This window comes from Pseudoalteromonas sp. SG41-1, from assembly GCF_014164575.1.
GTDB lineage: Bacteria > Pseudomonadota > Gammaproteobacteria > Enterobacterales > Alteromonadaceae > Pseudoalteromonas > Pseudoalteromonas rhizosphaerae.
Genome location: NZ_JACJFL010000012.1, coordinates 1 through 17,053 on the forward strand (window position 1 = coordinate 1; position 17,053 = coordinate 17,053).

At 37.1% G+C, this 17,053-nt stretch carries 11 protein-coding genes; 6 read left to right on the forward strand and 5 right to left on the reverse strand.

The features are described from left to right. Positions 1-163 precede the first annotated feature (163 nt). The gene (locus tag H5203_RS09360) at positions 164-727 is read right to left on the reverse strand and encodes a YSC84-related protein (protein WP_145239042.1); all 564 of its coding nucleotides are present in this window, start codon (positions 725-727) and stop codon (positions 164-166) included. A 142-nt stretch (positions 728-869) separates the two neighbouring features. Between H5203_RS09360 and H5203_RS09365 the strand changes: the two genes are divergently transcribed. Further along, positions 870-2,081 (forward strand): tyrosine-type recombinase/integrase, encoded by a 1,212-nt coding sequence (locus H5203_RS09365; protein ID WP_149980295.1) that lies wholly within the window; start codon positions 870-872, stop codon positions 2,079-2,081. Then, positions 2,082-3,272, forward strand: coding sequence for a sodium:proton antiporter (locus tag H5203_RS09370; protein WP_182819638.1), 1,191 nt, complete (start codon positions 2,082-2,084; stop codon positions 3,270-3,272). A gap of 55 nt (positions 3,273-3,327) precedes the next feature. On the opposite strand, the gene H5203_RS09375 is transcribed toward H5203_RS09370, so the two are convergent. Continuing rightward, positions 3,328-6,384, reverse strand: a complete 3,057-nt coding sequence (locus tag H5203_RS09375; protein WP_182819639.1) for an FAD-binding and (Fe-S)-binding domain-containing protein — start codon at positions 6,382-6,384, stop codon at positions 3,328-3,330. A 149-nt stretch (positions 6,385-6,533) separates the two neighbouring features. On the opposite strand from H5203_RS09375, the gene H5203_RS09380 reads away from it, so the two are divergent. Further along, on the forward strand, positions 6,534-6,743 hold the full coding sequence (locus H5203_RS09380) for a PGPGW domain-containing protein (RefSeq protein ID WP_145239030.1): 210 nt from the start codon (positions 6,534-6,536) through the stop codon (positions 6,741-6,743). Positions 6,744-6,820: 77 nt separating this feature from the next. On the opposite strand, the gene ppsA is transcribed toward H5203_RS09380, so the two are convergent. Then, positions 6,821-9,196: a phosphoenolpyruvate synthase gene (gene ppsA / locus H5203_RS09385; RefSeq protein ID WP_182819640.1), complete on the reverse strand. Its 2,376-nt coding sequence runs from the start codon at positions 9,194-9,196 to the stop codon at positions 6,821-6,823. A gap of 153 nt (positions 9,197-9,349) precedes the next feature. Between ppsA and H5203_RS09390 the strand changes: the two genes are divergently transcribed. Continuing rightward, the gene (locus H5203_RS09390) at positions 9,350-10,159 is read left to right on the forward strand and encodes a pyruvate, water dikinase regulatory protein (RefSeq protein WP_182819641.1); all 810 of its coding nucleotides are present in this window, start codon (positions 9,350-9,352) and stop codon (positions 10,157-10,159) included. 94 nt (positions 10,160-10,253) lie between these two features. Here the strand turns inward: H5203_RS09390 and H5203_RS09395 are convergent, their stop codons facing one another. Continuing rightward, positions 10,254-11,603: a class II 3-deoxy-7-phosphoheptulonate synthase gene (locus tag H5203_RS09395; protein WP_182819642.1), complete on the reverse strand. Its 1,350-nt coding sequence runs from the start codon at positions 11,601-11,603 to the stop codon at positions 10,254-10,256. Between the two features lie 1,278 nt (positions 11,604-12,881). On the opposite strand from H5203_RS09395, the gene H5203_RS09400 reads away from it, so the two are divergent. Further along, a complete protein-coding gene (locus tag H5203_RS09400) occupies positions 12,882-13,757 on the forward strand; it encodes a DNA replication terminus site-binding protein (protein ID WP_145239018.1) in 876 nt (291 codons plus the stop codon). Between the two features lie 57 nt (positions 13,758-13,814). On the opposite strand, the gene H5203_RS09405 is transcribed toward H5203_RS09400, so the two are convergent. Next, positions 13,815-15,029 carry a replication protein A gene (locus H5203_RS09405; RefSeq protein ID WP_145239015.1) on the reverse strand — a complete coding sequence of 405 codons (1,215 nt, stop codon included), beginning with the start codon at positions 15,027-15,029 and terminating at the stop codon, positions 13,815-13,817. Positions 15,030-15,800: 771 nt separating this feature from the next. Between H5203_RS09405 and H5203_RS09410 the strand changes: the two genes are divergently transcribed. Further along, positions 15,801-17,039: an AAA family ATPase gene (locus tag H5203_RS09410; RefSeq protein WP_145239012.1), complete on the forward strand. Its 1,239-nt coding sequence runs from the start codon at positions 15,801-15,803 to the stop codon at positions 17,037-17,039. The last annotated feature ends 14 nt before the right edge of the window (positions 17,040-17,053 follow it).

Genomic DNA, 17,053 nt, shown 5'->3' on the forward strand with positions numbered 1-17,053 from the left:
AGATCTTAGCTGATAGATGATAGCTTTTAGCTGCTTGCTGATAGATGATAGCTGATAGCTGATAGCTGATGACCCATAAATTACGTTATGTTACATAGACTGAAATAAATTAAAGTGGGCGTAATCATACGAACTAGCCCACTTTTAGAAGGGTTTTGAGGTCTTAATTTAGCTCTGAATCTACCCAAAATTTAGTGCCTTTTAGTACGGCTTGTAATGCAAGGCCATTTTCGGTTAATGAATAAACAGTTACTTGATCTGCAATGGCTTCGGCAACAAGTGCACCGCCTTTATCTTGGTATTTTGCCGCTGCATCGGCATTGCCACCGAAGGCCCAACCATTTTCAATAAAACGATTTAACGCAGCTTGATTATGAAAAACCATTACAACGTTAAAGTCTTTAACACCTAAACCAAGTCCTAAACCAGCTTCACCCATATTCATATAAGTGGATTTACCCGTCAAATTATTTTTAACCACACCATAGCCGCCACCAAAGCTGGCTAAAACAACATTAACATTAGCATTATCAAATACTGCATAACCAGCGGCATTTTTAATTTGCTCTTTAACATCTGGTTTTTCTTTGTATAATTTACTGAGTGTATCTGCTCGCATATTTTGCACTAGATTACGCTTTTCAGTTGGAGAAGCACTACCTGTTGTAGCACAACCAGACAGGACTAATGTTAGTGCAACTAAACTTAAAACTATTAACTTTTTCATATGCCTTCCTTAAACCAGCAACATTGCTTTGATATTATCTGATCAGCTTAACAATATAATCATTCACTAAGTCCAATACTAGACAGTATCGGACTTTAAAGTTAAACTGTAACTACTTTATTTTATTAGAAATAACTATATTATGCTTGTTGCTTTGGTCGATACATTAAAACAATTACGGTATCAAATTGCCCATCTTGAAGATGATACAATGCAATCAGAATACCCAGAACTTGCCACCTTTATACAGCAAGTTGGCTTGACTGTCGCTGAATCTAAGCAAGAATTAGTATTTTTGTATCAATTTTTATATGTTTATGGTCGAAAATCAGAAGCGACCTATAATCGTTTTCGTAACGAACTCGAACGCTTTTACCTATGGTCTTGGTTAGTCGCAGAAAAATCAGTATTTGAATTAAAACGTGAAGACATAGAAGCCTATGTCGATTTTATGGTCGAACCCGATAAAAGCTGGGCGATGACTTCAGTGCAATGGCGCTATAAAGATGAGCAAGGGATCCGTAGATTAAACGAAAATTGGCGCCCTTTTATGCTCAAAGAATCTATTGCTAGCCAACAAACATTAGCTGCCATGTTTACTGCTTTAAATGTATTTTACAAGTTTGCTATTTTAGAAGAAAAAACCTTTGCTAACTTTGTACCGGTTGTAAAAAAGAATAGCCCTTATTTAGTTGTGCAATCACAAATAAAAATTCCTGATACCTTGAGTGATATTCAATGGGAATATGTATTTGGTGTCACACGTGATAAGTGTGAGCAACAACCTGATCTTGAAAGAAATTTATTTACCTTAGCGTGTTTAAAAGGTCTTTATTTACGGATCTCTGAACTATCAGAGCGACCACAATGGTCGCCTGTTATGTCTCATTTTTGGCAAGATAATGATGGCTTTTGGTTTTTAAGAATTATGGGTAAAGGAAATAAATTACGTGATGTCACACTCAGTGAAGATTTTGTAACTTATTTAAAACGTTATAGGTTGTACCGAGGTTTACCAGCCCTGCCCCGCGTTGATGAATCTGATCCATTGGTGCATAAAATTCGTGGTCAAGGCGGAATGACCGTTCGACAAATTCGTCGCTTAGTTCAACAAAGTTTTGATTTAGCCAAACAATCTTTACTTGATGATGGCTTTACTGATGATGCCGAGCAACTAGAATCGGCAACAGCGCATTGGCTCAGACATACTGGTGCTACGCATGATGCACAAACTCGCCCTTTAAAACATTTATCAGAAGATTTAGGACATGCAAAAATTGCCACCACCGATCAAATATATATTCAGACAAATATCAAAGAACGAGCAAAATCTGGACTTAAAAGGAAAATCTAAATGGAATATGTTGTATTAGCTGCAGTGGGTTTAGCCTTTTTAATTTATTCATTATCTATGCATCAATTAGAGCGAGCTGAAATTACCGGACCTATGTTTTTTGTTATTATCGGTGCGTTGATCGGGTTTATGCTACCAAGTAAAACGGCATATTTAACCAGAGACTTAGATCACTTATTACCTTTAATAGAATTAACACTGAGCATATTTTTATTTACTGATGCGGCAAAAACCAAACTGATGGTTTTAAAACACAGTTTTCAATACCCTAGCCTATTACTTTTTATTGCTTTACCACTTACTTTGTTTGCTGGAATTATTATTGCGAGTTTAATGTTTACCCAGCTGACACTTATTCAAGCTGCACTAGTTGCAATAATATTAACGCCGACAGATGCAGCGCTTAGTAAAGGATTATTAAATAGCAGCGCGGTGCCTGAAAAAATTCGTGAAGGGATCAATACTGAAAGTGGTTTAAACGATGGTTTATGTGTGCCAATATTTTTAGTCTTGATGTTGTTAGCAAAAGAGCCTGCATCTACATTTTCGGTTTTTGATACGGTCATTGTTTTTGCGCGTGAATTAGGTGTGGCTATTCTGGTTGCAGTTGCTGCAATGGGATTGATCATTCCCTCGATTAAATTTGCCATGCAACGTCATTATTTTTCAAATAATAGTAGCCCATTTTTAGTGGTTGGTATGGCAATGGCCATTTTTTCAATCGCACAAAGTTTGCATAGCAGTGGTTTTATTGCGGTGTTTGTTGCTGGATTAATTTTTGATAGATTTACCGATCAGGCTTTACGCTTAAAACTCGTTGAAGATAGTGAACACATCGCGGACTTTACTGGTTTGTTGATCTGGTGTTTATTTGGTTTTGTATGCAGCTATTTAGTTTTGCCAGAATTATCATGGGCACTTACTGTATTTGCACTACTGAGTACAACGCTTATTCGAATTATCCCTGTGATGTTGTCATTACAATTTACTAAATTAAAAATGAAAGAACGTTTTACTTTTGCTTGGTTTGGCCCGAGAGGCTTAGCATCTATTGTATTTACTTTAATGGTGATCGATAGCGGCATCGAAAATAAATACCTTATAGCTACGATTGCTATGACAACTATTTTATTTAGTGTTTTTATTCATGGTATGAGCACCAAGCCTATTGCTGATAGTTATTTAAAATAAAAAAACGATATAAAAAATGCCGCAATCCTTTTTAAAAGCGTGCGGCATTTTTATATTAAATGTTATTGCTTAGCTTATCTGCTAGTAGTTCTATTGGGTGTTTTGGTTTGAATTTTTCATAGCGTTTAACTTGGCTACGACAAGAAAAACCGGTTGCTAATAATTGCTCAGGTTTATTTTTCTCTACAACACCTTGCCAACTCATTTCATATAATGCTCGAGAGTTTTTTTGGTTTTGCGCTTCATGGCCATATGTACCTGCCATACCGCAACACCCTGTTGCTGTTGTATTAAGTTTTAGGCCTAAGTCAGTAAAAATTGTTTGCCATACATTCGCCGCTTTTGGTAATGCGGTTGTTTCAGTACAATGACTTACTAACGTAAATGTTATATTGCTATCAACTTTGTTAGCTAATGATTTAAAAGATTGTGTTGCTAACCATTCATGAGCAAGTAGCACTTCAAATTCACCACGTTCATCACCTAAAATAGAATTATATTCATCCCGATAACACATTACTAATGATGCATCTAAACCTACAAGTGGTGCATTTATTTCAGATAATGAATTTAAAAATGTTGCTGCATTTTTTGCTGTGATCTTAAATTCATTTAAAAAACCTTTAACGTGTTGCGGTTTTCCATTTGGCTTAAACGGTAACAGTATTGGCTTCTTGCCTAGTGCGGAAATTATTTTTATAAAACTTTCTACCAGCTCAGCTTCATAAAAACTGGTAAACGGATCTTGCACAATTAGTACATACTCACTTTGTTGCTCGGGAGATAAGCCTGAAAGTTGTGCAAAATTAAATTCGTGCGTTTTATTAATTCGTTTTGTTAAACGTGGTGAACTAAGCACGGGTGTATCAACATAGCCAACAGATTTTTTTATTAATGAGCTGACTAATTTAGTTTTTACAATTGGATTTATTACATTTGAAAATTTGGCCATTAATGGTGCACTGGCTTCAATATTACCGACTAGATAATCTTTAAGTGGGCGCGCGTAGTAACTGTGATAATAATTTAAAAAACGTGATCTAAAAGTCGGTACATCAACTTTTATTGGGCACGCTGTGGTACATGCTTTACACGCTAAACACTCATCCATTGAGGCTTTAACTTCATGAGAAAAATCATATACGCCTTTCTTTTTATCGCGGCTATGTTGAAAACGTTCCCACCAGGTGATCACTTCACCTTTATTAAGTTCTTTTTCAACCTCAATTAAATCAATCTCTTTTGCTTCTTGTAATCGTAACCATTCGCGCATTAAACTTGCGCGACCTTTAGGTGAATTACGACGATCACCGGTTACTTTATATGATGGGCACATTGGAGAGTTTTCATCATAGTTAAAGCAAATACCATTACCATTGCATGTCATTGCATTATTAAAACTAGTTTTAACATCAACCGAAATTTGTCTGTCGAACCACGAACGCTTTTGATCGTCAACGCTAACTAGTGAGTCCTTACTTTCAATTGGAGTACATATTTTACCGGGATTAATCCTATTGTTAGGATCAAAAGCTGATTTTATAAGTCGTAATTGCTTAAATAAATGCTCACCAAAAAACTCAGGGCCATATTCACTTCTATACCCTTTGCCGTGCTCGCCCCACATTAAACCACCGTATTTAGCTGTGAGTTTAACAACTTCATCAGAGATCACTCGCAGTAATTTTTCTTGTTCGGGATCACACATATCAAGTGCCGGTCTAACATGTAATACACCGGCATCAACATGACCAAACATGCCATATTGTAAATTATGGCTATCGAGCAAAGCTCTAAATTCAACAATATAATCTGCAAGATTCTCAGGTGGTACGGCGGTGTCTTCAGCAAACGCCAAAGGTTTTTGTGCGCCTTTAACATTACCTAACAAGCCAACTGATTTCTTACGCATGGCATAAATTTTTAAAATATCAGCCTTACTGCTGGTAAGTTGATAACCAATTACGCCATTTTTTTGTTGTGCAACGCAATCATCGAGTAATGCACATAGCGATTCAACTTTGTCTTTTATGTCATCAGGCGATACAGCATTAAACTCAACCATGTTAAGCCCTTGCATATCCTTATTTGGCACATCGGTTATTAAGTCCGATACTGAATGCCAAATTATATCTTCACGTGCAAGATTTAAAACTTTGCTGTCAACGGTTTCAACTGAGGTAGCACGAGCATCGACCAAAAACGGTGAATGACGCAGTGCCGAATCAAAGCTATCATACTTGATGTTGATTAAGGTTTTGAATTCAGCAATAGGAGTGATGTTTAATTTAGCCTCAGTAACAATACCAAGCGAACCTTCTGAGCCAGTTATTAGCCTACTCATATCAAAGGTTTGTAAGTCTTCACTTAGCACATGTTCTAGGTCATATCCGGTTAAAAAGCGATTTAAACGTGGAAACTTGGCTAAAATTGCATCCCGCTCAGACAAACAAATATCAAGCACTGTTGCGTACAGTTTACCGATTGTAGTGTTTTGTTCGGCAATTAGTTTGGCTTTATCAATGTCAATTGGTGTCGTTGACATTTGTGTGCCATCGACTAAATAAGTGGTAAGTCCTAAAACATGATCGCTAGTTTTACCATACACCAGTGAGCCTTGTCCTGATGCATCGGTATTAACCATTCCGCCGATTGTTGCGCGATTACTCGTTGATAAATCAGGTGCAAAGAAAAATCCATAAGGGCGTAAAAAATCATTTAGTTGATCTTTAATCACGCCCGTTTGCACTCTAACCCAACCTTCTTCAGGATTAATTTCGAGGATTTCTCGCATATAACGTGATAAATCGACTACGATCCCGGGAGTTAATGATTGACCGTTGGTGCCTGTACCACCGCCGCGAGGTCCAAAAGTCAGCGATAGATAAGGGTCTTGTGCAGCAGTTTGCAGAGCAATTTGAATATCTTTTTCAGTTTTAGGAAAAATAACACTTTGCGGTAACTGCTGGTAAATACTGTTATCAGTTGATGCAGTTATACGAGTGGCATAGCTTGCATCAGTGTCGCCAGTAAACCCTTGTTTAATTATAGTTTTTAAGTAACTTGCGACTAAATCGGTCGCGGCATCTTGTTGGCTAATAGTTGCTATCATGACGGTAGTAAATTAAGGCATTTGTTCGATTATATCATGCTAAAGAGCAATAGAAATTGAAGATTTTACAGTTTGTAACACTCTTTTTATCGTAAAAAGACTGTGATTACTTATACTCATAGTAGATGCTTAATTGCGAGGGAATTGAAATGAAAAAATGTGTATTAGTTTTAGTCGGCAGTTTATTTATGTTGCTGGGATTATTTTTTGCTATTGTACCAGGCCCTTCTTTGATCTTTTTTATTGCAGGGCTTATGTGTTTCTCTTTTTATTACCCTAAAGCACGCCATTATTTAGCAATTTGCCAAAAAGCGCTGACAAAATCTTGCGCGTTCTTAGATAAGAAGTTAGCCCGATAAAAGTTATAAATAGGCTATAACATATTGAGTAAACAAAAATGCCAGCAATAACGCTGGCATTTTTTATACTTTAACGATTATTTTGCTAATTTTTTAGCAAGGTATAACCAAGTTTCAAGTACTGTATCTGGGTTTAGTGAAACAGAATCAATGCCCTGCTCTACTAACCACGCAGCAAAATCTTCATGATCTGATGGACCTTGACCACAAATACCAACATACTTTCCTTTTGCTTTGGCAGTTTGAATTGCCATAGAAAGTAGTTTTTTGATTGCAGGGTTACGCTCATCAAATAAATGGGCAATTAATCCTGAGTCACGGTCTAAACCAAGCGTAAGTTGCGTTAAATCGTTTGAACCGATTGAAAAGCCATCAAAATGTTCTAAAAATTCATCAGCAAGTAATGCATTTGATGGAAGTTCACACATCATGATTACTTTTAAGCCATTTTCGCCACGTTTAAGACCATGCTCTTCAAGTAATTCAATAACACGTTTACCTTCTTCAAGGGTACGTACGAATGGGATCATGATTTCAATGTTGGCCATATCCATGTCGTTACGAACACGTTTGATTGCTTCACACTCTAGTGCGAAACAGTCACGGAAATCTTCCGAAATATAACGTGCTGCGCCACGGAAACCAATCATTGGGTTTTCTTCTTCAGGCTCGTATTGTTGTCCGCCAACTAAGTTAGCATATTCATTTGATTTAAAATCAGACATACGAACAATTACACGCTCTGGTGCAAATGCACAGCCTAAGGTCGAAATACCTTCAACTAATTTAGCAATATAGAATTCAACCGGTGATTCATAACCTGCAATCATCTGTGTGATTTCAGCTTTTAACTCATCTGTTTGAGCATCAAAATTTAGCAATGCTTTAGGATGCACACCAATCATACGGTTGATAATAAATTCAACGCGCGCAAGACCAACACCTGAGTGTGGTAAGCGTGCAAAATCAAATGCACGATCTGGGTTACCAACGTTCATCATGATTTTCATTGGTAGTTCAGGCATTTTATCGACACGTGAAGTGAGGATTTCAAAATCTAAAATACCTTCATAAATAAAGCCAGTGTCGCCTTCAGCACATGATACGGTTACTTCTTGGCCAGCTTTAATTAGGTCAGTTGCATTACCACAGCCTACAACTGCTGGAATACCTAACTCACGGGCAATAATTGCCGCGTGACATGTACGACCACCACGATTAGTTACAATCGCTGCAGCACGTTTCATGATAGGTTCCCAATCTGGATCAGTCATGTCGGTTACTAAAATGTCACCTTGTTGAACTTGATCCATTTCTTTAATCGAATCAAGTACACGAACAACACCTGAGCCAATTTTATGACCGATGGCACGTCCTTCAACGACAACAGCACTGCTGCCATTTAGTTGAAAACGCTCCATAACATTCGTATCTTCGTTTGAACGAACTGTTTCAGGGCGAGCTTGTACAATGTATAGCTTGCCGTCATTACCGTCTTTTGCCCACTCGATATCCATCGCGCGGCCATAATGTTTTTCGATGATCACAGCTTGCTTTGCAAGCTCTTGAACTTCGGCATCGGTAATTGAGAATTTATTTGAAAGGGCTGCATCTACATCTACGATTTCTACTTGTTTACCATGCGCTTGATCGGCAGAGTAAATCATTTGAATCGCTTTTGAGCCAATATTACGGCGCACTACAGATGGCTTACCTTTATCAAGTGTTGGTTTATGAACATAAAATTCATCAGGGTTTACTGCGCCCTGTACAACCATTTCACCTAGACCATAACTTGAGGTGATAAACACGACATCTTCGAAACCTGATTCAGTATCAATACTGAACATAACGCCAGACGATGACTTATCAGAACGTACCATGCGTTGAATACCCGCAGATAATGCTACGCCGCGATGATCATAACCCTGGTGAACACGGTATGAAATGGCACGGTCATTGAAAAGCGATGCGAACACATGCTTGATGGCGACCATTACTGAGTCGATACCACGTACATTTAGGAAGGTTTCTTGTTGACCTGCGAATGATGCATCAGGCATATCTTCAGCTGTTGCTGATGAACGTACTGCGAATGAAACATCGTCTGCTGCATTGCCGTGGAGTTGGCTGTATGCGTCGCGAATGGCTTGGTCTAAATTAGGTTGGAATGGGGTGTCGATAATCCACTGACGAATATCAGCGCCGACTTTTGCTAGTGTATTTACATCTTCCACGTCCAGTGTGTCTAAAATGTCGTGGATCTTTGCATTTAGTCCTGATTGCTCAAGAAACTCATTAAATGCGTCTGCGGTAGTAGCAAAACCACCTGGGACTTGTACACCAGCGTTTGCTAGGTTAGAAATCATTTCGCCGAGTGAGGCATTTTTGCCGCCAACACGAGGAACATCTTGCATACCAAGCTCTTGATACCAGAGAACGTATTCTTGCACGGATCTTTCTCCAAAAAACAAATTGTAGTAATAACTGTGAGAGTTAAGAAAGAAAACCTTCTAAAAAGGTCACCTTCATTCTACACTGGCAATAGACCTTACGTAAACCGTAGGGAGGCTATTTTAACTATTAAACGTAATAAAAAGGTTAATATGAGAACTGCATTTTATATTTCTGACGGTACAGCTATCACTTCTGAAGTATTTGGCCACGCCACTTTGTCATTATTTCCCGTTGAATTTAATCATAAAACTATCCCTTTTGTTGAAACTGAAAAAAAAGCGAACGAAATAAAAGCATTGATCAATGCAACGGCACAACGCGAAGGCGAAAAACCATTGGTTTTTTTTACTTTTGTTAATCACAATTTAAGTGAAATTATTCGCTCATCGACCGCCGTTACTTATGATTTCTTAACTACATTTAGTGAGAAAATTGAGCAAGAACTAAAAGTAGCGCCTGTGCCTAAAATTCATCGTACTCATTCAATGCATGAAAAAAGTTATGACTTTAGAATTGATGCCGTGAACTATGCGCTTACTAATGATGACGGCGCTAATATTAGTAACTATGCTGAAGCCGATATAGTTTTGGTCGGCGTAAGCCGCAGTGGTAAAACGCCAACTAGTTTATATTTAGCGCTACAGTATGGTATTAAAGCAGCTAATTACCCTATCACTGAAGAAGATTTAGATTCGGGTAACTTACCACAGTGCTTAGTAGCCTATAAGCATAAGCTGTTTGGTTTAACGATTGATCCAGTCAGGTTGGCTGATATTCGCCAACGCCGTATGGCTAATTCAAAATACGCATCACTTAAGCAATGTCGAATCGAAGTACGCGAAGTTGAAATGCTGTATAAAAAACATAAGCTGGCGTATTTAAATTCGACCCATCACTCTGTAGAAGAAATTTCCGCTAAGATCATTTCTGATACTAACCTTGAGCGACGTAAGTACTAACTTCAATATAGCTAATTATAGTTACACAAGGTATAAAAATAATATCGGACATTAAAAAAGCCGCAGATGCGGCTTTTGATTTTTTGGGCTAACTCTACTTACGTGCGTCTTTTAATAAATCTGCAACTAAGAAGCCAAGTTCTAATACCTGATCAGCATTTAAACGTGGGTCACACTGTGTGCGATAACGCTGTGCTAGATCGTCATCAGATAATCCGTAAGCACCACCAGTACACTCAGTAACATGTTGGCCAGTCATTTCTAAATGAACACCACCTGCATACGAGCCCTCAGCTTTATGAACTGCGAAGAACTGGCTGATCTCACGCAAAATATTGTCAAAGCTTCGGGTTTTATACCCTGATGTCGCTTTTTCAGTATTCCCGTGCATTGGATCAGAACTCCAAATTACTTTACGGCCTTCTTGTTGAACGCGACGTACTAAGGCCGGCAACTTTTCAGGAAGTACATCAGCACCCATACGTGTAATTAATGTTAAGCGCCCTGGGATGTTATCTGGATTAAGCGTATCAATTAAACGAATTAAGTCGTCAGGATCCATTCCTGGGCCAACTTTTACCCCAATTGGATTTTTAATACCTTTAAAGAATTCGATATGTGCATGATCAAGTTGGCGAGTACGTTCACCAATCCAAACAAAATGTGCTGAGCAGTCATACCAATCGCCAGATAGATGATCACGGCGAGTAAGCGCTTCTTCATACCCCAGTAATAACGCTTCATGAGAGGTGTATAAATCAGTCTCTTTAAGGCTTGGTGCAATTGTTGAGTTAATACCGCACACTTCCATAAACTCAAGCGCATCTTGAATCTTATCCGCAAGTTGTTGGTATTTTTCTTTAAGTGGGTTTGCGGCAACAAAACCCATGTTCCAGCGATTTACCTGATGTAAATCTGCAAGTCCACCTTGTGCAAATGCGCGTAATAAATTTAATGTTGCTGCACTGTGATGATAAGCCGTCATTAAGCGTTGTGGATCGGGAATACGCGCTTGTTCAGTGAACTCAAAATTATTTACGATATCACCACGGTATGAAGGTAAAGATACCCCATCAATGGTTTCTAAATCTGCTGAGCGTGGTTTAGCATATTGCCCTGCCATGCGCGCAATCTTAACTACAGGGCACTTACCGCCATAAGTTAGTACGACTGCCATCTGTAATATTGTTTTAAATGTGTCACGAATATTAGCGGCATTAAAGTCACTAAATGATTCAGCACAATCACCACCTTGAAGTAAGAAGGCACGGCCTTCACAAACGTCTTCTAGTTGTTTAAATAAACTACGGGTCTCTTCTGCGAAGACCAGTGGCGGTGCACTCTTTAATTGGCCTTCAACAGTTTTCAGCGCTTCTTGATCTGGATACTGTGGCTGCTGAAGTATTGGGAGCTCTCTCCAGCTATTTGGGTTCCACGACTGCATATTAATTTCCTCATTCCTACATTTACCTGATAGATGAAAATTAACGTATGCAGTGCCCCTGTTCAAGGACTATATTCGCTAATTATCAATTATTTAGTTATGAGATAAATATTATTGATGATTTGCACTGTTCTGCCACCTTTTTATTTTTTAAAATATGCACAGGGTGTTTTTTAACTTATTAATATAAAACATAAAATTAAATAACACAGCGAGACAGTAGTAAATTAATCAAGTGCCTACTCTACAACTAAAAATAAGAACACATCATACTTATATTGCAATCCTACGTAACCTTAACTTTACAGTTAAAATTAGATTATTTTTTATATCAAATGGCTGAAGTTTAAAATATGTGCTAAGGGTGCTGAGTAATACAGAGGTATAGCTAAATTAAATGAAATTCAGTTTGCCTGATGCCGCTTGTTACTAGCTTGTTTGATTCATGTTGGCACGTATCTCAAACTACTGATAGTTGTCAATTCAAGCCTAAATGATACTGCAATTTAATTAAGCAATAGTATGTAATTGTAATATTCGAGCGCTGATTTTGACTCCAACACCTATACATCTTATTGGCCTATTTCTCAGCGTTCATACAACATTTTATAATGTCTGATTTGAACTAGATAGATTTAGCAGCTTGTTATCACTGTAGTTCAGCTCTTTAACTATATCGACGTTTGCTTAAGCTTAATGTTATAAAGTCTTTATGCGCTGTTTATCTTTGTGCTTACAGCCATCAACTTACTCACTGTAACTGCACGACTGATAATTTGTAAGCTATTTCAAATTAGATAATCCCCTGAAGTAAAATTGAAATAGTCTGCCTAAGAGTAATTTATAGAATTAGTCACATCAATAAACTCCCGTAAATTATTGCATTGATATACCAGTATCCATTGGCAACTGAAAACTACAATAGAGTTAGTCCTCACCCTTTAATTACACAACTTATACTTGAGGTAAATACCTCTATCGCATCGGAGATTATACAATTGCAGCAACATGATGTACTTAATCATCAGCTCAAAGGCAATATTTAAACATACTTATTTAGAGATGATCGAACTTTTAAGTTAGAAAAACTATCAACCTATCCGTTATAAGGTCCTTACCAAGAATAAAGAACACATCATACATTAATTGATTTATAGTATATACTTAACATCGAGTAAAATTAAACGATAAATAAACAGGTGATTGTGCGCTGCTTTGTTTTTAGTTTAACTGCGGCTATGGTAGACTATTATCATCTATATTGTATGATGTGTTCTTATGGTAACTAAAGTACAAATTCGCAGTCAGTTCGATTTACTTAGTGATTTAACTAATCACTTTATTGATGATTTAATGCAATGCGATTATTCAAAGGCTGATTATTATCAATTGCCTGATATTGATAGTAACGATGAAAAGATAGTCCCTCAATCGATCAATGTTACGAAAATTACAGGTGCTACGGGCCAAAAGTTGATTTTAAATTCATTTAACGATATCTATAAAAAATCAGGCTTAAGTAGTCGTGTTTTAAAACGTCACCCTGGGTTACTGGTAATAAAAAATGCGGATCAAAAACAACTTGTTGCTCGAATTCAACAATTAAATAAAGCTAAAGCTGCATTTAAAGAATGTATTCTAGCCATTGATAATAATGATGCTCGCTTTGAAGCGGTTCATAATGCGATACCAAATTTAATAACACTCGCCGCGTACCGTAAAATTCATTTTGAAGTAAACTCCCCTTTTTCTGTTCGTTTTACCTGGATGCATAAACACGCGACTAAAACACTGACAAAAAAGATGGCACTAGCCATGCTCGAAAAATCAGCCGGTTATTCCAATCCTAGAATGATAGATCAACTCAGTTGGCAAACACTCGTTGCTCAAGAACAATTACGTGTCGCTAGTTTAGGAGATAAAGATAAGTTACGAATAAGACGCCCCACCCGCGTTAGCCCACAAGTAAATGTGAGATACACCGCGCAAAATCGTTATCATGTTAGTGCCGCACTACCTTTTATTTTGATAAACCCTGAACCGGATGTAAAACTAGGTACGTTATCAGATTATCAAAAACCACAAAGCCATCCGCGTAAACGAGAGTATGATTTTCTTGTTGATAGATTATATTTGGAACAAGTTGATAAATAATTATGTTAAAAAGGCCGCTATATAGCGGCCTTAGTCAGAATAAGCTTAAGCGGTAAGTTAATCTTTAACTATTTCTTCAATTTTATCTTCGTCGATTAAAACTGCATTTTCAACTATGCGTTTACCACCTTGAATTTCAATACGTTTGTTATGCTTATTCAAAGTAAGTATTTCATCACAAAACTGATCTGAAGGATGCATCTCGTATGTATAATCGACAATGTTGCCAGTTTTATCATCTTTAACATTAGTAATGCTATATTCTGAAATAGCACCTTTTTCGATAAGATCTTTCATCGTAGTGGTCATATCACGACGCAATGCTTTTAATTTATTTTCAGTGATATCGTCAGTTGAATAGATTGAGCCATATTTTTCCATGATAGATAACAATCTAAAATGATATGTTTTTCCTGGTGCCGCATAGCGCCAAAGATGATAAAGACGCAACATCATCCAGCGAGATAATCCGCGCTTTAATTCTTGCGCGCTATTGAAATAGTAACCTTTGTATTCAAGGTTATCGATCATGTTATGGACAAACGCATTCAAGCACGCAACACATTTAACATTACCGCCCTGCCCTTTTTTACCACTAAAGTGCAAAGAAGAAAGAAAGTTCATATTTGATTCGTAAAATGAATCATCAATATTGGTATTTTTAGTATCTGTCGCTGAATACTTAAACGATAGCTTAGAACCTTGCAGTGCTTCTAATGCTTCTTTGATTTGTGGGTAAGGCATTGATTGCCCAACAGCTTTAAGTTCTTGCGCTAATTCGTTCATCGAAAAAACCACGGCATATTGAATACCGGACTTAAAATTGATTTTAACAATTTTACCTTTAGAAGCTAAACGGATTAATGCACGTTCTACTTTTTCTTCACGATCTGATGGCCAAACTAAATATTCAACATCTTCACCGTCTTTACGGGTACTTACTACCGCTGGAGTAATTTTAATTTCACCATCATACAAAATGCCATCCACTTTTTCGGATATTTTTCGAGTAATAATGGTTTTTTTAGGCGCTTCTTCGAGTGGTAATTTTTTATGGCCTGAGCGAACAAAACGTCCCCACAAATCATAATGATTAAAAGTATTCGAATAGGCCCTTAGTCCATGCGCTGCATTTTCTAATGAAACTCGCACATCTTTATTGTCTGTAAATAATGCGAGGCTTTCGTTATCTATTGCACTTTCCACCCCGTGGATCTGACCCCGTAATGTATCGGGTAAGTTATCTACCGAGATGTTGACCTTTCGGTTCATTGTTCTTATTTCCAATTTTATTGCGACAGCTAATAACAACACATTAAACAGAAAAAGTTAAATGTTTAAGTTAGTACAAAACTGATCTGGGATTAAAATATATGTTCAGATCACTATTTTACTAAGTAACCTTAATGATCTTGATTTTCAGATCAGTTTTTTACTAACACTACGGTTATAAGTCTAAATTTTACTAACTCACGCATATTTTTGTCCGTGTATTTTTGTTTTTTAACCAAAAATACACGACATAAATCTAATTTTTACTAATGCCTGTGGATAATCATCGAATCAGTTAGCATAGATCTGATCTATACCTACTACAGATCAGATCTATACTAATTGAACAGCCTATTTATCCCGATCGTAAGTGGATAAGTTCTTAATTATCTTAGTAAAAAACTGATCTCAACAGCGGTTTTTGTGCGTAAACCTGTGTTCAAACTGTGCATAACTTAAGTCTCAGATTCAGAGTTAGTAAAATTACGATCTGTCAGTTACTAAAGATCTGATCTTAACCAAGTATAAACCTGATCCACTTTTTTTACTATTATTTATATATATCAAAAACTTAGATGTGTATTTTATGCCCTTAACCTTTACTACCTTATACATTTAACCACCTTTAAACTTCTTTATTTATACTAAGCAATTTTAAAATTACAAATTAATTCTAAATGTCTTGTTATTAAAAGCCATGTCGTCATAAATAGTTGTTTACAGTCAATTGAATGGACATTATACTTAATACCTAACTTTGAGGAATAAAGTATGTCAATTCATAATAATGCGCTATCCACCTATCGGCTTTTAAAAGCAACTGCAGAAGTCGCAGAAAAATCATTAGCAGGACGTATTCAGCATTATCGTGCCCACTTAAAATCTGAAGAAAAAGAGCTTCGAACTTACACTCAAAAAGCAGCAGCAGATCTGTTAGGCTGTAACAATCGTACCTTAAAACGTCGCCATGACAATGGTGATTTTGATGAGCTAAACATCAAACGCGGTGCAAACGGCCATTACGCTTACACTTTGGTAAATATATTTGCTATGGCAGATATAATGGATATTCAGCCAGATCACCGCAATGTTGACGATAAATTACAAGTTATTGTTATCAACTCTCTAAAAGGCGGCTGTGGTAAAACAACCAGTATGGTAAATATTGCTGCAGCCCTAGCTACGACTAACATTAAACGTTACCGTATTGGTATTATTGATTTAGATCCGCAAGGGTCATCATCAAGTTTTTTCCCACCCAGTGAACCTGAACCGATCACGGTCGGTGATTTAATGCGAGATTGCATTGATTTAGATCCAGATGAAACTTGGCAGCAACTTGTTACAAATGCTTTTTTGCCTACGCATATCCCAAATATACGCATTTTGCCTTCTGGTATGGATGACTTTTACTTTGAACATGAAACTGCAACGTTGCTAAAAGATAGTTCAAGTTATGAAAAAACCCGTCATTACCATAAACTATTAGAAAAAGTTATTGATCCGGTCAAGGATCAGTTCGATATCATTTTAATTGATACAGCTCCATCTCTTAACTTCATGTTTTATAATGCTTTAATGGCATCTACGGCAATGCTGATCCCGGTGCATCCTGAGGCCGTTGATTTCGATGCTAATAACAAATATTTAAAACGTTTAGGCGAGATCTATCATACCGTTGCATCTTTAGGTCATGAAGGCTGGGACTTTATGCAATTTTTAGTAACTAATTACGTAAAAGGCAATCATTCACAGCGTGACATCGTTAAAGATGTACGCAGTGCATTTGGTCGTCAGGTAATGAGTTACCCAATTAACCACAGCTCGGCAATTACAGCGAGCTCTTCGTCATTCAATACTATTTTTGATCAAAAAACATCTGACAGCTTAGCAAGTAGAGAATCACTGATCAGAGCTCAAGAAAATATAAAAGATGTTGTTGATGAATTAGAAATGCTGATCCGTTCAAACTGGCAATCAACACAATCTCAATTGAATGAAACTAAGTAAGGTAGTTAACAAAA